Origin of the sequence: Gordonia oleivorans (genome assembly GCF_040044975.1) — a bacterium.
Lineage (GTDB): Bacteria > Actinomycetota > Actinomycetes > Mycobacteriales > Mycobacteriaceae > Gordonia > Gordonia oleivorans.
In genome coordinates this window covers 573,003-589,934 of record NZ_JBDZDI010000002.1, presented here as the reverse complement: position 1 = coordinate 589,934, position 16,932 = coordinate 573,003, and the positions used below count along the sequence as shown (strand labels likewise).

Below are 16,932 nucleotides of genomic sequence, written 5' to 3'. Positions count from 1 at the left end.
CTCGCAGATGACGCCGGGTGCGCGATCGGCCAGGGTCGCCGATCATGTCTGCGCACGACTGTACGAACTGGGCATCTCGACGGTGTTCGGGGTGCACGGCGCCAACATCGAGGACATCTTCGACGCGGCATCGGCTCACCCCGGCATCACGCCGGTGATCGCGAAACACGAGTTCGCGGCCGGCGCGATGGCCGACGGCGTGGCCCGCATGCGAGGCGCGCCGTCGGCGGTGCTGACCACCTCGGGCGGCGGAGCCCTCAACGTCATCGCCGCACTCGGCGAGTCGTATGACAGTCGGGTGCCGGTACTCGCCGTCATCGGTGCACCACCCTCGAACACCGTCGGCCGCGGCGGATTCCAGGACATGCTGTCGCCACCGGACACCATCGATCTCGAGGTGGTGCTGTCCGGGGTTGTCGGCGCCGTTGCGGTGGTGCGCACCGTCGACGACGTCGACGCCGCACTCGACACTGGCGCCGCGACACTGCGCCGATCGCTGCCGGCGGCCGTCGTGATACCGAAGAATATTGCGGCACAACATTTTTCCGAAGAAGCAGGCAACAGGCGTGCGCATATCGACGCCCCGGCCGATGTAACGGCTCATCCGGACCCGGACGTGTTGGACCACATCGCCGAAACCCTCTGCCGTACAGCAGGTCCCGGTCAGGTGTGCATCTGGTCGGGTGAGGAGGCGGCACGGCATCGTCTTGGTGGCGCGGTGACGGAGCTCGCCGACCTGCTCGGCGCCACCACGGTGGTGTCCCCGGGCGGTCGGGACGTCGCCGGGCCCGGGTGCGCGGGAGTGACGGGGGTGATGGGTCATCCGTCGGCACATGCCGCCCTGGCTGAAGCGTCGACGATCCTGGTGCTCGGCTGCCGGATGTCGTTGACCGATCGCGCCGGGCTCGACGACATCCTCGCCGAGCGGACCGTCGTTCATCTCGGCGCGCATCCACCGCGCACCGGCGGCGTTCGCCACATCGGCTGCGATCACCTCGAATACGCTCTCGCACAGGTGGTCTCACGAGTTCGTCGACAGTCGAGGTGCGTGCCCGGAGCCGCCGCCCGGGAGGTCGTCGCCCTCGTGACCCCGAAATTCGACGGCCCGCACCCCGACATGCGTTCGGTGATCGAGGCCGTCGGCGCGGCACTGCCCGACGACGCCGCGGTGTTCGCCGACGCCGGCAACACCGGAGCCGCCGCGATCCACCATCTGCCCTTCGGTGTCGGACGGCTCGCCGTGGCCCTGGGCATGGGCGGCATGGGATACGCGATCGCGGCCGGTGTCGGTGTCGCCATCGCCGGTGGCGACGGGGATACACCACGACGCACGGTGGTGATCGCCGGCGACGGCTCCTTCCTGATGCACGGTATGGAGATCCACACCGCGATCGAGCACGATGCGCCGATCACGATCGTGGTGGCGAACAACGACGCGCACGGCATGTGCCGCACCCGCGAGGATCTGTACTTCCCGGCCACCTCATCGCTGAACAGCTTCCGGCACACCGACTTCGCCGCCGGACTCGACGCGATGTTCCCGACGCTGACCGTCTGGCATGTGACCGAATCCGGCGAGCTCGACGCGGCCCTCGGCGCCGCACTGACACATCCCGGGCCGAACTGCGTCGTCGTCGAGGTCGACGCCGACGACCTACCGCCGTTTGCACCGTTTCTGAGAGGACACCCATGACGACGACCACCACCGCATTGTCGGATCTTCCCGAGGGAGAACACCTGCCGGGAGTGATCAGGGTCGAGACCCATTCCCGGGCCGAGTCGACACCGATGCTCGTCGACCGAATCCGGTCGGTCTATCCGCATCAGCAGATCTACGGCGACTACTGCACCGTGCAGGGCTACGTCGACGCGCCGCCGCGCCCGCTGTACGCATGGCTCGCCGACCCCCGGTCACTCGAGGAATGGACGTACAGCACACGGGGTCTGCGCGTCACGCGGACGCCCGGACTGTTCCTCGGCCAGGATCGCCTCAATGACGACACCGACATCTACGTGCGGGCCGTCACCCACGATGACGCGATGACGGTGGACTATCACTGCGCGTGGGACCAACCCGATCACCTGTGGATGGTCTATCTCATGCGGGTCGTCGATGCGCAGGTGGTCCTGAATCGCCCCGGTTCGGTGGTCACGTGGACCAACTGCCGGCACCCGTTCTATGACTCGAACCCCTACCCGGATACCGCCCCCGCGGGCCGGGAGGAGTGGGTCGGCGATCTCTGGGACATGTTCGCCGCCGGGCATCAGGTCGAACTCGACAATCTCACCGCGATTGCCGAGTCCCGGCACCGCGCCGGTCTTCCCCTCACCCCGGAATGGATGCGTTCATGACCGCCTCGATCAGCCCCGCGATCAGCCTGGCCGACGTGGCGACCTACCGCCCCACCAACCGGGTACCGGCCACGTGGTTCGCCGAGTATGCGGCCGACGACGCACTCGCCGACAATGTGATGTTCCGAGCCCCCGCACACCGCCATCATGCGGCGGACGGGGAGACCTCGGCCGACATGATCGTCGCTGCGGCAGCGGTATTGGCCGATCGGCACGGTTCGGACTACCTCGACGACGTGGACGTGGTGCTCACCCACAGCCAGCTTCCCGAGGTCCCGGTGCGCGGATGCGTGGGCGAGGTGGCCCATCGCCTGGGGTTGCGGCCGACGACCGTCCTCGACGTCCACAACGGCGGATGCGCCGCCTTCGTGCACATGATCGAGATCGCCGGCGCACTCCTGCGCGTCCGCGGCGGAGGCAAGGCACTGATCGGGGTGGCCACCAACACCGCCGGTCAGATCTTCACGCAGGAACAGGTGCGGCCCAAGGCGCAGGCGGCGATTCCCGGGGATGGTGCCGCGGTGGCCGTGCTCACCCTCGACGGGTGCAATCCGGTGCTGGCCACGGTGTGCCGGTCATTCGGGGAGTACTCGGCGGATATGACCGCGGTCAGCGATCCGCCACGCAAGTATTGGGAGGCCGGCCCCGGCCAGATCCACGTCGGCTTCACCGACGCCAAGATCGCCAAGGTGCTTTCCCGCGGAAACCGTCTCGTGCCGGAGGTGTCCTACGAGGTCGCCGGCCGAATCCCGGTGGCGCCGCGGGATCTGGACTGGTTCATCACCAATCAGCCGAACCGCATCTTCCTCCGGAACTGGCGCGAGGCCCTCGAGTTGCCGGAGTCACGGCATCCGGACACCTTCGACGACTGCGGCAATCTGTTCGCGGTCGGTATCCCGATGACGCTGGACGCCCTCGTCGACAGCGGCAAGGTCGCCGACGGTGACGTCATCATGATGTCGGCCTTCGCCCACGCCGGTGACTTCGCCGCGGCCTGCGCGGTGCGTTGGTCCGGACGGTCGTGACCCCGCGCGGGTCCACCGTCGCAGATACGCCGGTGCGGTGTGACCTCAACGAGTCGGCGTTCGCACCGCTGCCCGCCGTCGTCGAGGCCATGGCGACCGCCGTCCGCGACGCCCATCGATATCCGGAGTTCAGCGCCGACCGGCCGCGCCTGGCCATCGGCGCCCATCTGGGGATCGGCGCAGACCAGGTGACGGTCGGTCCGGGTGGAACCGCGGTGGCGCAGGCGATTCTGGCGGACGCCGTGTTGTGCGCCCGTGGACGCGGGATCGCCGGGCCCACCATCCTCACACCCGCCCCGACCTTCGACGGGTTCGGCATTCTCGCGCGGATCCTCGGCGTGCGACTCGTCACCACACCTCTCGACGAGCATGGATGTCCCGACCTCGATGCCCTGGCCGCTGCGGTCGACTCCTCGTCGGCCGCGGTGATCCTGTGTTCACCGCACAATCCGACCGGCGCCGTGCTCGGCGAGTCGCGCCTGCGCGCGTTCCTCGCGGATCTCGACACGGCGCTTTCGGTGATCCTCGACCAGGCCTACATCGAGTACTGCGAGCGCCCGGTCGATGCACTGGCCATTGCCGCGGAGTTCCCGAATGTCTGTGTGCTACGCACCTTCTCGAAGGCCCATGCCCTCGCCGGGGTCCGGATCGGGTACGCATTCGGCGCGCCGTCGGCGGTGGCCGGCGCACGCAGCCAGGAGATACCCTTCGCGATCAGCGCGGCCGCGGCCGCCGCGGCGCCGGTGGCACTGCTGGCCCACCGGGAACTCGACGCGCGGATGTCGGCCGTTCGCGCCGAACGCACACACCTCGCACGGTCCCTCGCCTCCGTGGGTGTGCAGGTCCTCGACGGCCACGCCAACTTCGTCTACCTACCGGGTGCCGACGGCCTCGCCGTGGGACGGGCGCTGGCCGCGAACGGGATCCACGGCAGGTTCTGTGGCTCGGACGGTTTCCTCCTGACGGTCCTCGACCGTGCGGTCACCGAGCGGATCATCGGTACCGTCGTTCGCACGCGGAAAGCCGGTCTGCCCCGCACTCACGAGTCGCCGTCGAGGAATCGGGTGATCAGCCGCCAGGCGGAGTCGACGAGGGCCTCATCGAGTTCGTCGGCGACCACCGCACCCAGGTAGTCACCGTGTGCCGCGGGCACCACCAGCGCTCGACCATCCGGGACGAGCCGGCTCATCGCGAGGGTGTGTTCGCCGCGGACGATGTCGTGGTCACCGCCGACGAACATCGTCGGCGCACGCAGGTTCGCCAGGGCGGCGTCGGTCCAGTCGACGAATCCACGCATCAGGGTGACGTCGAGTTCGAACATCCGGCGAAAGTCGTCCGGGGCGGGGTTGATTCGGCGATAGGCCTCGGCGAGCAGCGGCGGCACCCCGTCCGGATCCGGATCGTCGAAGGAGTCCCAGAAACCGTCGATCATGCCGTCGCGGCGCGTGAAACCCGAGGCCACCACCACACGCCTGGTGAGCTCGGGCCGACTCAACGCGAACCGCAGGACCGTCGGCCCGCCGTTGGAGAAGCCCATGATGTCGACCTGTCCCACACCGAGTGACTCCACCAGCGCCGCGATGTCGGCGGCGGAGTTGTCGAAGGTGTACGGCCGGCGATGGTGTGGGGTGTGGCCGTGTCCCTGCAACTCCACGGCGATCAGTGTGCGGTGTGGGGACAGCACGCGGATCCCGTGACCCCAGTCGACGTCGATCACACCGGCGCCGCCGTGTACCAGGACCAGCGGTGTGGAACCGTCGTCGGGTCCGTGGATCTCGTGGTACAGGTCGATCGTGGTCATCTCGGGCCTCTCGTGGTGGTGGTGTGTGGCCGGTGGTGCCGAGTGGTCGGGTACGTGCGCCGCGGTCATACGTGCGGTCATACGTGATGACCGTCGCCGACCGTGGAACTCACCGGTCGCACATCGGACAAATCGGCCCCGCCGAGCGAACGCTCGCTATAACCTGAGTTCTACTTGTGTCGTTCGTCACCGAGGAGTGAGCGTGTTCCCTGGAGTTTTTGCTGCCCGTACCCCCGACAAGCCCGCCGTGATCCGCGCGTCCACCGGCGAGCAACTCACCTACGCCGAGCTCGACGAGTACTCCACCCGACTGGCCAATCACCTCGAGACCCTCGGGCTGAAGCCCGGCGACTGCATCGCCATGATCTCCGAGAACGATCTGCACATGTTCGTGGCCTATTGGGCCGCGCTCCGCAGCGGGCTCTACATCACCGCCATCAACCATCATCTGACCGCGGAGGAGACGAACTACATCCTCACCGACTCCAACGCCCAGGTGCTGTTCGCCGGCGCCTCGGTGGCCGCCGCCGTCGAGAAGAGCGGCGACATCTCCGCTCTCGCCGTGCCGGGCCACCGCATTGCGTGGGGCGGCGACATCGCGGGCTTCGAGTCCTACGACGCCGTCCTCGCGAGCGCCTCCGCGCAACCGCGCACCGATCAACCGCGCGGCACCGACATGCTCTACTCCTCGGGTACGACCGGACGCCCCAAGGGAATTCAGACTCCGCTGCCCCAGGGCCAGGTCAACGAGATCCCGGACGCCTACACCGCGATCTTCGCCCCGATGTACGGATTCGACGAGAACTCGGTGTACCTCTCCCCCGCTCCGCTGTATCACGCTGCGCCACTGCGGTACTGCGGTGTGACCAACTCGGTCGGCGGCACCGTGGTCTTCCTGGACCGGTTCGACCCCGAGGACGCCCTCGCGGCGATCGAGAAGTACGGCGCCACCCACAGCCAGTGGGTGCCGACGATGTTCATCCGAATGCTCAAGTTGCCGAGCGAGGTTCGCGATCGTTACGACGTCTCCAGCATGAAGCTCGCCGTCCACGCCGCCGCCCCGTGTCCGGTCGAGGTCAAGCAGGCGATGATCGCGTGGTGGGGCCCGGTCATCCACGAGTACTACGCCTCGACCGAGGCCGCCGGTGCGACGTTCATCGGCCCGCAGGAGGCCCTCGATCACCCCGGTTCGGTGGGTAAACCGCTCCTCGGGGTCGTCCACATCTGCGACGAGGACGGCAACGAACTCCCCGTCGGCGAAGTCGGGCTGGTGTACTTCGAGCGCGAGGAGGTGGCCTTCGAGTATCACAACGACCCGGCCAAGACCGCCGAGGCCCGCCACCCGGCACACGAATTGTGGTCCACCACCGGCGATGTGGGATACGTCGACGACGAGGGCTACCTCTATCTGACCGATCGCAAGGCGTTCATGATCATCTCCGGCGGCGTCAACATCTACCCGCAGGAGGCCGAGAACGTCTTGGTGAATCATCCCGCGGTGTTCGATGTGGGTGTCATCGGTGTCCCCGACGCCGATCTCGGTGAGGTCGCCAAGGCCTGCGTGCAGTTGGCCCCGGGGTACACGCCGTCCGACGAACTCGCCGCCGAACTGCTCGAGTTCACCGGGTCACGCATCGCCACCTACAAGGTTCCGCGGTCGGTCGACTTCGTCGACGAACTCCCCCGCACACCCACCGGAAAGCTGGTCAAGGGCATTCTGCGCAAGTCCTACTGGCCCTCGACGGTGTAGGCCGCCGGTGTAGCCCACGATCACGAGCCCATAACATTCCTGCGCGACGCTAACGATCTCCCCGGCCCGACGGATATTCCCCTTGTCGGGATCACACAGTCGGGACCACACAGTCGGGACCACACAGTCGGGACCACACGATCCACTCCGGGTCGGGGAGATCGCGAGTCCGCGCCATGCGCACACTCACCGAATACCGTCGCACGCAGCCGCGTGGCGGACGTCCAACTCACCATCGAAACCGCTGCCACACAGGCCCTCCCATCCGAATCGCGATGGCCCTGACCGCCACGATCGGCTGATCGCTGATCGCCGGCGTCGGCCCGGCTGCCGCCGAGCCGGTCAATACCACCACCACGCCGGCCCCGGACTCATCCACACCGGCCGATCCGTCGACGCAGCCCAGCCCGTCCACGCACCCCAACCCCACCACATCGCCCGGCCCACCGGTCACGTCGTCGTCCGAATCGAGCCCGAGTCCGCTGCGCCGTGCTCTGATCACCGCCGTCCTCGACGGCGCCCATGACACCGTCGCCGGGGTGACCGTCCGCATCGCGGCACCGTCGCCGTACGTCTACGAGCTTCCTGCCACCATCGACTCGCCGACCGACTCGATCCCCGTTCGGGTACTCACCGTTCCCGCCGGACTCACCCTCGTCGGTCCATCGGACTTCACCATCGGCCTCACGCCCGGCGAAACCGTCACCTACACGGTGCATCTCACCACTGCATCGACATCGCCGGGATCCCCTGGCGGAACCGTACCCGGCCGTGATCCCGCGGGCCGCGTGCCGCTGACCTCCATCCCGTCGGGTCCGATCACGCGGTCGTGACGTCGGCCGCGTGAATGACATTGTCCGCCCATTTCCTATGCACGGCTAACGACCGGACCGGGTCGCGCGACACACCCCATGCCGGCACCGGCACTCCGCATTCGAACCAGGGTCGGGGAGACCTCGGGAATCATCATGAGCCGAAAGCACTTCCGCGTCATCCGCACCGCTGCACTCCCATCGGTGGCGCTCGTCGTGGCCACCATGACAGCGGGCATCGCCGCGGCCGACGACACCACGACCACCACCCCACCGCCGATCGCGTCCACCACCACACAGACCACACCGCCGTCACCGGCAACCACACCACCATCCACCACCGGCAGCGATCCCGCTCCCCCGTCGACACCCGCGTCGACCAGCGTTTCGGTTCCGCCGTCGGCACCATCGACCAGCAGTCCTACTTCGACGCCGCCGGAGGGCCAGGGAACGCTGAACCTCACCACCCGCGACACCGCCGGCAACCCGGTCCCCGGGGTGGTGATCGACTTCGCCGGACCGTCGGGCAGCCAACCGATTCCGCTTCCGGCGTCGATCAACAATTACCCGGGGTCGTACGGCATCACCGTCACCGACGTTCCGGCCGGCTATCGGCTCGTCGGTTCCGGCGGATTCTCCGTCGACATCGTCGCCGGGCAGACGGTGAGCCATGAGTTCACCTTCACCCGCACCGACAGCGGACTGAACTTCGGTTGGCTTCAGGTCACCAAACGCGATCGGATCGACGGCCACACGTTGCCCGGCGCGCAGTTCGCCGTGGCGACCTGCGACGGGCAGGGCCTCGGCGTGATCACCACCGACGCCGAGGGCATCGCGTCGAAACGGGTTCGCGGCGGTTGCTACACCGCACGCGAAATCGCAGCTCCGGTAGGGTATCTCAACGACGGATTGACCTACACCTTCGACGTGCTCGGCGGCCAGACCGCCGATCAGTCGATCTACAACACCCGCGCGGGGCATGTCAGCTCACGCAATCCCGCAGGCCGAGTGCCACTCTCGTCGATCCCGTCAGGACCGGTGAACCAGCCGTGACGACCATCGTGAGCACGGCGAACCCTACGCGCGGCCCGCTGCACCGGATGGCTCTCCTCCTGGTCTGCCTCGCCGCGGCGATCCTGACCGGCTGCGCGACCACCGGCACACCGTCATCCGAACCCGGCAGTTCCACGGTGGCACAGTCGGATCTGCGTCCGCCGGTCAGTGCGCGAACGGGCGATCCGGGCGCCCCTACCTCGGTGACCGCGGGTGGCGGGACCGCCCCCACCGAATCCGTGGCCACCGACACCTCCGGCGCATTGCTGCCGCCCCAGGATGTCGGCCACCTCGGCTGGTGGGTGGACTCGGCGCTACCCGGTTCGGGAACGGGCACGGTGGTGATCACCGGGCACGTCGACGACGTCGACCAGGGACGGGGGTTCGCCGCCCGATTCGGTTCACTGACACCGGGATCCGAGGTCACCCTGCACACTGCCGGCGGCGAGACGGTCCGGTACCGGGTCCGGGATGTCCAGACCGCCGACAAGGAGAACGGTTTCCCCGCAGCACAACTCAACCGGCTCGACGGACCGGAGACCCTGGCACTGGTGACCTGCGGCGGACCGTTCGTCGGTCCACCACTCGGATATCGGGACAACATCATCGCCTGGGCGGTCCGCTCCTAGACCGCCGACCGCATGCGCAATCGCGTTGACAGCGCCCACCCACCCACTGACTGTGCTCGCCTACCCGTTGGTCGAGCCCGACGAGGCGCCAGCCGAGGAGGTGTCGAGACCTCCGCAGGTTGCGCTGGGAAGACACAGAGCGCCGTCAACGCGAAAGCGAGCGCTGTCAACGCGAAAGCAAGCGCTGTCAACGCAATTCAGAGCGCTGTCAACGCGAAAGTGAGCGCTGTCAACGGATTTCAGAGCGCTGTCAGCGTGGTTCAGGGCGCTGTCGACGCAGCGAAAGAGAGTGGTGCTCAGGCCAACTCGATGAGTTCCTGATACTCGTCACTCCAGTGGTCCTCGGTGCCGTCGGGCAGCAGGATCACCCGCTGCGGCTCCAGGGCCGCCGCCGCACCGGGATCGTGGGTGACCAGGACCACCGCTCCGGTGTAGCTGCGCAGAGCCTCGAGGACTTGCTCACGCGAGATCGGATCGAGATTGTTGGTCGGCTCGTCGAGGAGCAGCACGTTGGCGGCCGAGGACACCAGCCCGGCCAGGGTCAGGCGCGTCTTCTCGCCGCCGGACAGCGTGCCCGCGGGCTGGTCGAGTTGGGCGCCGGAGAACATGAACGCGCCCAGCAGCCCTCGGAGATCCTGCTCCCCCGCGTCCGGCGCGGCGTGCCGGATGTTCTCCCACACCGACGCGGCGTCGTCGAGGGTGTCGTGTTCCTGGGCGAAGTAGCCGATCTTGAGTCCGTAGCCGGGTTCGATGGAGCCGGTGTCGGGGGCCTCGGCGCCGGCCAGCAGCTTGAGCAGCGTCGTCTTTCCCGCACCGTTGAGACCCAGGACGACCACCCGGCTGCCCTTGTCGATGGCCAGATCAACGCCGGTGAAGATCTCCAGCGAGCCGTAGTTCTTCGTCAGGCCGGAGGCCATCAGCGGGGTCTTTCCGCACGCGGCCGGCTCGGGGAACCGGATGTGTGCGGTCCGGTCGGCTACCCGCTCCTCGTCGAGCGCATCGAGCATCCGGTCGGCCCGCTTGAGCATGTTCTGCGCCGCGGTGGCCTTGGTGGCCTTGGCGCCCAGTTTGGCCGCCTGCGTGCGCAGCGCCGAAGCCTTCTTCTCCGCGTTGGCGCGTTCGCGTTTACGACGTTGCTCATCGGTGGCGCGGGCGTCGAGGTATCGCTTCCAGCCCATGTTGTAGATGTCGGCCTCGCCGCGCACCGCGTCGAGGAACCACACGCGGTTCACCACGTCGGCGAGCAGGTCGACGTCGTGGCTGATCACGATGAGTCCACCCTCATGGTTCTGCAGGAATCCACGCAGCCAGGTGATCGAGTCCGCGTCGAGGTGGTTGGTCGGCTCGTCGAGCAGCAACGTGGTCTGCGATTTGCTGGCACCGTCGGAAGCGGCGAACAGGATGCGGGCCAACTCGATTCGACGACGCTGTCCACCCGACAGTGTCCTCAGCGGCTGACCGAGGACGCGATCGGGCAGGCCGAGGCTGTGACAGATGCGCGCCGCCTCGGATTCGGCGACGTAGCCGCCGAGCGCCGAGAACCGCTCCTCGAGTTGCCCGTACTTGGTCACCGCACGATCGCGGACCCGCTCGTCGGCGGTCTCGGCCATGAGTGCCTGCTGCTTCTCCATCTGCCGCAGGATGGCGTCGAGGCCGCGCGCCGACAGCACCCGGTCCTTGGCGAGCACCTCCAGGTCGCCCTCCTTCGGGTCCTGCGGAAGGTAGCCGATCTCGCCGCTGCGGACCACGGTGCCGGCGTAGGGTTCGGTCTCCCCGGCCAGGATGCGCAGCGACGTGGTCTTGCCCGCTCCGTTACGCCCGACCAGGCCGATGCGATCGCCCGGTTGGATGCGCAGCGCGGAACCGGGCGCCGACAGCAGGGTCCGGGCGCCCGCACGGACTTCGAGGTCGGTCGCGGTGATCACGACGTTCGAGTCTATCGACTCCACCGACGGTGACCGAATCGGCGAGCGCGTGCGACGGTCACCTCACTCGATTGGGTAGAGCCGCTAAGGGTCCACTACAGTAGCTTAGGCTCACCTTATTGGGGAGCGTTTGTGCCTGGACCCGACCCGATGCGCCCGACCGATGGAGATACGCGGTGACCACACCCCACCAGCCGGCAATCACCGATGCCGGTGCGATCAGTCTCGGGGTGATCATCTGTTGCTACACCACCGCACGCCGGGATCTGCTGGGCGCCGCGATCGACGCCGCGGCGGCTCAGCTCGGCACAGACGACCGCCTGATCGTGGTCGCCGACCACAACGATGAGCTGCTCGGCTGGGTGAAGAGCCGGGTCCACGACGGGGCGCGTCGGGTCGATGTGGTGCCCAACGCCCACCTCCGCGGCCTGTCCGGCGCCCGTAACACCGGCCTCGACTGTTCGGACGAGGACGTTCTCGTCTTCCTGGACGACGATGCGGTCCTCGCCGGCGACGGTCTGGCGGCGGTGCGCCGCGCTTTCGCCGATCCGTCCGTCGTCGCCGTCGGCGGGGCGGTCACACCGGAGTGGGCCGGCGGCACCGCACCCCGCTGGTTCCCCGACGAGTTCGGCTGGGTCGTCGGCTGCGACTACCGCGGCATCGCCGACGACGGCGCCGACATCCGCAATCCCATCGGCGCTGCCATGGCGGTGCGCCGGTCGGCCCTGGCGGAGATCGGCGGTTTCGCCACCGAACTCGGCCGCGTCGGTGACCTTCCGGTGGGTTGCGAGGAAACACTCATGGGAATCGAATTGCATCGCACGTTCCCGCGGGGGCGCGTGATCCGCGACGCCGGATTCGGCGTAGCACACAGTGTCTCGGCCGACCGCGAATCCACCCGCTACTTCCTGCGACGGTGCCTCAACGAGGGCAAGTCCAAGGCCGTCCTGTCGAGGATGGCCGGTTCCGGCGACGCGCTGTCCGCCGAGACGTCCTACGTGCTGCGGACCATCAGCTCCGGCGTGCTGCGCTACCTCTGCCACGTTCTGCGCGGCGACCCGGCCGCCGCCGCCCGCCTGGCGATGATGATCATCGGGGTCGCGGTCACCGCCGCCGGCACCGCGTGGGGCACCGGTGCCGGTGCACGCCGGCGCGCCGCCGCCGACTCCCGGCTCGTGCCGGCGCAGTCGCGGCGTCGGCGGGCCTCCTCGATCGCGCCCGACGATCTGGTGACCGTGGTGATCCCCACCATCGGCCGCGACCTGTTGATCGACGCCGTGGATGCCGCTCTGGCACAAGACCATCCGAACATCGAGGTCGTCGTGGTGGACAATCGCCCGGGCTATGGGCGGGTCCCGGTCATCCTCGCGGATCGGCACGATCGGCGTCTGCGCATCGTCAATGAAACGTTTCCCGGCATCTCCGCGGCCCGCAACGCCGGAATCCATGCGGCCCGCGGTCGCGTCGTCGCATTCACCGACGACGACGCCAGACCCGCGGCGGACTGGGTGTCGACCATCGTCAGGGCGTTCACCGACGATACGACCGGATCGGTGGGGGCGGTCACCGGACGCGTGGTGGGGATCGATACTCCCACCGAACTCCAGGAACTGTTCGAGGATGCCAAGGTTTTCGACAAGGGCTCCGACGCGACGATCTGGGCGTTGACACCCGAACCGGAGCATGTGGCCGCCGGTGTCGCCGGGCCGCACAACTTCTTCTTCCCCTACACCGCCGGACAACTCGGCAGCGGCAACAACTTCGCGCTGGATGTCGAGATCCTCTCCGACACAGGCAATTTTGACGAACGACTGGGGACCGGCACCGCGTCCAACGGCGGCGAGGACCTTGACCTCATGCGCGAGATCATCTTGTCCGGATGGGCCATCGCGTACCGGCCGGATGCGGTGGTGACCCACTATCACCGCGACAACATGGACGATCTGCGGACCCAGGCCTACGGATACGGCACCGGAATGTCGGCGTCGGTGACCAAACTGCTGTTCTCCCGCCATGCCGTTGCCGTGGCCAAGCGGATCCCGGCCGGACTCTGGGCGCTGCTCGTTCCCGGGTCGGAGAACACCTCGGCGTTCTCGCGTGCCCAGTGGCCCGCCGAACTGCGCAGCCTGGAATTGCGCGGCTATCTCGCGGGTCCGCTGCTGTTCGGCCGCGGCCACCTCCGCTGCCGTGGCCGTCGGCAGCAGGTCACCGGGCCACGGACGGATCACGCGTCGTGACACTCACAGTCTCACGATCCTCGGCTCGGCAGACCACACCGGATGCACCCATCTCCTACGGATTTCCGCCCGGTGGAGCGCTCGTCGTCGGTGGGGTACTGGCCGCAACGCTTCTCGTGCTCGATGTGCTGGACGGACTCGGTGCCGACCCACTTCCCGCCGCCGTCCGCGCACTTCTGGTGTTCGCCGGAATCCTCACCCTGCCGGGCATCCCGATCGTCGTGGCGCTGCGGATCCCCGGTCGAGCGCTGGCGGGGATCCTTATCCCCGCCATCTCGTTGTCGGTGACCGTCCTGCTCACCCAGACCACGATCGTCGCCGACTGGTGGAGTCCGCTGCGCTCCCAGGCGATTCTGACCGCAGGTTCGCTCGCCGCCTGCATCTGGGCCCGTCGCACCCTGCCCGCGCATACCCGCACGGGCTCATTCGGATTCGACCGAGCCCATTGGACCCGGCGCCGCGCGGTGGAACTCTCCGCGCTCGCCGCGTCGTTGGGATGCTTCGGGCTGGCCGTCGCCGATCTCGACGTCGCCGACACCGGCCGATTCGGGGTCATCCCCGCCCTCGACCCCGTCTATTTCCTCGGACTCGGCCTGCTGGCCGCGGTCATCGTGGCGGCACTGCTGTCACGACGACTCGACACCCTCGTCCTCGGCGCCGTCACCGTCGTCACGGTGGCCTACAACTCGATGCTGGTCGGCGGCGCCACCGGCGAAACATCCATCCCCACCTCGTTCGTCCACCGCGGCTTCATCGACGTCCTGGCCGCCAGTCACCATCTCCCCGACCAGATCGACGCCCGCTTCAGCTGGGCCGGATTCTTCACGATGTCGGCCCACGTGAAGGTCGTCGGCGGAATCGGTGACCTGACGCCGGTGCTGCTCTGGGCGCCGTTCGTCGCCGGGGTCGTCGTGTCATTCGGCATCTACGCGATCGCGATCGCCATCACCGGCCGTGCCCGACTCGCATGGGTGTCGGTACTGCTCTACCACGGGTTCAATTGGTACCAGCAGGATTACTTCTCGCCGCAGTCCATGGCGATCATCGGATACACGGCCATCCTCGGCACTCTGCTATGGCAGTTGCGCGCCGCGCCGTTGCCGCGACTCGACGGTGGCCGGATCGCGGGTATCGTCAACGGATTCCGCCGAACTCCGGGGCGGGTGCCGGGCTTCGGTCCGGGCCGGACGGTGGGCATCGAGATGGTCCTCATCGTGATCATCGCGGCCAACACCGTGTCCCACCAGATGACGCCCATGCTCACCGTGCTGGCGCTGGCGGCCTTCGCCGCCACCGGGACCACCCGCTACCGCACCCTGTGGCTTGCGGCCGGACTGATCTTCGCCGCCTGGTTCTCCTACGGCGCCACCGACTTCTGGCTCGGGCATCTGCAAAGCCTGGTCGATGAGGTGGGCAAGGTGGGTCAGTCCGTCGAGGCCGGCCTCGGCGATCGCCTCAGCGGCGATCCGACCTACACCCGCATGCAGTATCTGCGGATGCTCGCCTCCGGTGGCTTCGCCGTCGTCGGACTGATCGGTTGGCTGATCTGGCGGTCCAAGAAGGCCTGGCTGGTCGGCGGGTTGCTCTGCGCCGCACCCTTCGTCCTCGTCGCCCTGCAGAGCTATGGCGGCGAGATGATCATCCGCTGCTTCCTGCTCGCGTCTCCCGTGCTGGGACCGTTCGCCGCGCTGGCACTGGCCGCAGGCGGCGCCGCACTGCGACGACGACTACGCGCCACCCACCTCCGATACCTCGGATACGGGTTGCTGTGGGCAGTGGTGATGATCCTGGCGCTGCTCGAGACCACCAACCGCGGTCTGAACACGGCCTTCGAGGCGACCACCCGCGACGAGGTCACCACGACCGACGAGTTCATCGCCTCAGTCCCGCCGGACGCCACGGTGATGAGTTTCAGCTACGCACCGCAGAGCACCGGCGTGCGGCGCATCCTCGACCCACACGGGCCGCGGTTCTCCTTCATCGACTCCTTCCCGTGTCTCGACGACGTCGCGCGGTGCGCCCGCGAGCGATGGCCGGACTATATCTACGTGACCAATCAGGGATTGAAGATGCTCGAACTGCAATACGGTCAGTCACCCGACGCGCTTCGGGACGCCGTCGACGGGCTGATACGGACCGGCGAATATCGCCTCGTCGTCCGTACCGAGAATGTCGAGATCCTACGCGCCGGAACACCTTTGGAGGACCAGTGAGCATCACCGTCGTTCTGCTCGTGATCAGCGCGGTACTGCTGGTGCTGGGTGCGGCGCTACGCGAGTTCGAGGTGGGATCCGACGGCGCATCCCGCCGGGGCACGCTGGCCCACCGACTCACCCTGGTCACCGCCGGATGCGTCATCGTGGCAGCGTGTCTGACCTTGCAACGGTTGGCGGCAATGGCACTGTGAGGCGCCATGGACACCGCCGAAGACGTTGCCTGGCCATGGTCATCGGCGTCGCCGCGTCGGCGATGATCAGCAATGGTTGCACCATCGGCGACGGCCACGGTCTCCACAATGCCGCCCGGACGACGTGTCTGAGCGACCGCGGCCCGGACGGATCCGGTGCCACCCCCGAGACCGTCGACCGTGCCCTGTGGAAACGAACATTCCTCGACACGTTCGACCGGTGCGATCTCGGCGACCAGTGGGGTACCTATTCCGGCAGTCCCGGGGGCAATCCGGTGGGCCACTGGGATGAGTCGATGGTGTCGGTCGACGCCGGCGTGATGCGTCTGTCCGGCAAGAAGACCCCCTCCGGATGGGTCACCGGGGGCGTCTCGAATTACCCGGTCACCCAGACCTACGGACGGTGGGAGATCCGCATGCGCGCGACGCCGAGCGCGGATCTGTCCTACCACATGCTGTTGTGGCCCAAATCCGACGAGTGGCCGCCGGAGATCGACTTCGCCGAGAGCATCGCCTCACGGAGAGACGCGATCTCGGCGTTCGTGCATTGGAAGGACGACGGGGAGAACCGCAAGTCCCAGGCGGATGCCACCGGTGACTTCGCCGACTGGCATGTCGTCGGTGTCGAGTGGCTTCCCGGACTGATCCGGTACCTCCTCGACGGCAAGGTGTGGGCCGAGGTCCGCTCGGCCGAGATGGTACCGACGATTCCCATGTGGTTGGGCATGCAGGTGGAGGCCGGCGCATGTGAACGGCGCGCGGACTGGGGAATGACACCGTGCGCGGCCGGTGAACCGCGTCCGGTCACCGCCGAGGTCGACATCGACTGGGTGACGGTCTACGCACCGGTCGATGACGTGGCCGCGTTCACCCGCGCCGGATACCTCCGGCCGACCCGGGGCGCGATCCAGCTCCGCGACAGGTGATCTCGAGACCCCCTT

The 16,932-nt window shown here is 67.9% G+C and carries 15 protein-coding genes; 12 read left to right on the top strand and 3 right to left on the bottom strand.

What is annotated here, in order from left to right; all coding sequences use genetic code 11:
* Positions 1-7 precede the first annotated feature (7 nt).
* From ABLE92_RS06090 to ABLE92_RS06075, 4 genes are read left to right on the top strand one after another with little or no spacing between them, the layout of a single operon-like run.
* Positions 8-1,693, top strand: a complete 1,686-nt coding sequence (locus ABLE92_RS06090; RefSeq protein WP_348803779.1) for a thiamine pyrophosphate-binding protein — start codon at positions 8-10, stop codon at positions 1,691-1,693.
* The gene (locus ABLE92_RS06085) at positions 1,690-2,352 is read left to right on the top strand and encodes an SRPBCC family protein (RefSeq protein WP_348803778.1); all 663 of its coding nucleotides are present in this window, start codon (positions 1,690-1,692) and stop codon (positions 2,350-2,352) included. Before ABLE92_RS06090 ends, ABLE92_RS06085 begins: the two co-directional genes overlap by 4 nt.
* Positions 2,349-3,377, top strand: a complete 1,029-nt coding sequence (locus ABLE92_RS06080) for a 3-oxoacyl-ACP synthase III family protein (protein WP_348803777.1) — start codon at positions 2,349-2,351, stop codon at positions 3,375-3,377. The genes ABLE92_RS06085 and ABLE92_RS06080 overlap by 4 nt, the downstream gene beginning before the upstream one ends.
* Complete coding sequence (locus tag ABLE92_RS06075) at positions 3,374-4,510, top strand: pyridoxal phosphate-dependent aminotransferase (protein ID WP_348803775.1); 1,137 nt, start codon at positions 3,374-3,376, stop codon at positions 4,508-4,510. Before ABLE92_RS06080 ends, ABLE92_RS06075 begins: the two co-directional genes overlap by 4 nt.
* Here ABLE92_RS06075 and ABLE92_RS06070 read toward each other — a convergent pair.
* Positions 4,417-5,259, bottom strand: a complete 843-nt coding sequence (locus ABLE92_RS06070; protein WP_348803774.1) for an alpha/beta fold hydrolase — start codon at positions 5,257-5,259, stop codon at positions 4,417-4,419. The genes ABLE92_RS06075 and ABLE92_RS06070 overlap by 94 nt on opposite strands.
* Positions 5,260-5,380: 121 nt before the next feature.
* Between ABLE92_RS06070 and ABLE92_RS06065 the strand changes: the two genes are divergently transcribed.
* The gene (locus tag ABLE92_RS06065; protein ID WP_348803773.1) at positions 5,381-6,928 is read left to right on the top strand and encodes an AMP-binding protein; all 1,548 of its coding nucleotides are present in this window, start codon (positions 5,381-5,383) and stop codon (positions 6,926-6,928) included.
* A 229-nt stretch (positions 6,929-7,157) separates the two neighbouring features.
* On the opposite strand, the gene ABLE92_RS06060 is transcribed toward ABLE92_RS06065, so the two are convergent.
* Positions 7,158-7,430 carry a hypothetical protein gene (locus ABLE92_RS06060; RefSeq protein ID WP_348803772.1) on the bottom strand — a complete coding sequence of 91 codons (273 nt, stop codon included), beginning with the start codon at positions 7,428-7,430 and terminating at the stop codon, positions 7,158-7,160.
* A 37-nt stretch (positions 7,431-7,467) separates the two neighbouring features.
* Between ABLE92_RS06060 and ABLE92_RS06055 the strand changes: the two genes are divergently transcribed.
* From ABLE92_RS06055 to ABLE92_RS06045, 3 genes are all read left to right on the top strand, one after another.
* Entirely contained in the window at positions 7,468-7,761 is a 294-nt protein-coding gene (locus tag ABLE92_RS06055) for a hypothetical protein (RefSeq protein WP_348803771.1), read from the top strand.
* A 135-nt stretch (positions 7,762-7,896) separates the two neighbouring features.
* Positions 7,897-8,793: an MSCRAMM family protein gene (locus ABLE92_RS06050; protein ID WP_348803770.1), complete on the top strand. Its 897-nt coding sequence runs from the start codon at positions 7,897-7,899 to the stop codon at positions 8,791-8,793.
* Between the two features lie 47 nt (positions 8,794-8,840).
* Positions 8,841-9,422, top strand: coding sequence for a class F sortase (locus ABLE92_RS06045; protein ID WP_348803769.1), 582 nt, complete (start codon positions 8,841-8,843; stop codon positions 9,420-9,422).
* A 296-nt stretch (positions 9,423-9,718) separates the two neighbouring features.
* Here ABLE92_RS06045 and ABLE92_RS06040 read toward each other — a convergent pair whose 3' ends face one another.
* Positions 9,719-11,347 (bottom strand): ABC-F family ATP-binding cassette domain-containing protein, encoded by a 1,629-nt coding sequence (locus tag ABLE92_RS06040; RefSeq protein ID WP_348803768.1) that lies wholly within the window; start codon positions 11,345-11,347, stop codon positions 9,719-9,721.
* 176 nt (positions 11,348-11,523) lie between these two features.
* Between ABLE92_RS06040 and ABLE92_RS06035 the strand changes: the two genes are divergently transcribed.
* From ABLE92_RS06035 to ABLE92_RS06020, 4 genes are read left to right on the top strand one after another with little or no spacing between them, the layout of a single operon-like run.
* Positions 11,524-13,584: a glycosyltransferase gene (locus ABLE92_RS06035; protein WP_348803767.1), complete on the top strand. Its 2,061-nt coding sequence runs from the start codon at positions 11,524-11,526 to the stop codon at positions 13,582-13,584.
* Positions 13,581-15,797 (top strand): hypothetical protein, encoded by a 2,217-nt coding sequence (locus tag ABLE92_RS06030; RefSeq protein ID WP_348803766.1) that lies wholly within the window; start codon positions 13,581-13,583, stop codon positions 15,795-15,797. Before ABLE92_RS06035 ends, ABLE92_RS06030 begins: the two co-directional genes overlap by 4 nt.
* Positions 15,794-15,991, top strand: a complete 198-nt coding sequence (locus ABLE92_RS06025; RefSeq protein ID WP_348803765.1) for a hypothetical protein — start codon at positions 15,794-15,796, stop codon at positions 15,989-15,991. The genes ABLE92_RS06030 and ABLE92_RS06025 overlap by 4 nt, the downstream gene beginning before the upstream one ends.
* A 35-nt stretch (positions 15,992-16,026) precedes the next feature.
* On the top strand, positions 16,027-16,917 hold the full coding sequence (locus ABLE92_RS06020) for a glycoside hydrolase family 16 protein (RefSeq protein ID WP_348803764.1): 891 nt from the start codon (positions 16,027-16,029) through the stop codon (positions 16,915-16,917).
* Positions 16,918-16,932 lie beyond the last annotated feature (15 nt).

Coding starts and splice junctions, on each gene's coding strand:
- ABLE92_RS06070 (WP_348803774.1), bottom strand. CDS start 5,259: ATGACCGCACGTATGACCGCGGCGCACGTACCCGACCACTCGGCACCA.
- ABLE92_RS06080 (WP_348803777.1), top strand. CDS start 2,349: ATGACCGCCTCGATCAGCCCCGCGATCAGCCTGGCCGACGTGGCGACC.
- ABLE92_RS06020 (WP_348803764.1), top strand. CDS start 16,027: ATGGTCATCGGCGTCGCCGCGTCGGCGATGATCAGCAATGGTTGCACC.
- ABLE92_RS06085 (WP_348803778.1), top strand. CDS start 1,690: ATGACGACGACCACCACCGCATTGTCGGATCTTCCCGAGGGAGAACAC.
- ABLE92_RS06050 (WP_348803770.1), top strand. CDS start 7,897: ATGAGCCGAAAGCACTTCCGCGTCATCCGCACCGCTGCACTCCCATCG.
- ABLE92_RS06090 (WP_348803779.1), top strand. CDS start 8: ATGACGCCGGGTGCGCGATCGGCCAGGGTCGCCGATCATGTCTGCGCA.
- ABLE92_RS06045 (WP_348803769.1), top strand. CDS start 8,841: ATGGCTCTCCTCCTGGTCTGCCTCGCCGCGGCGATCCTGACCGGCTGC.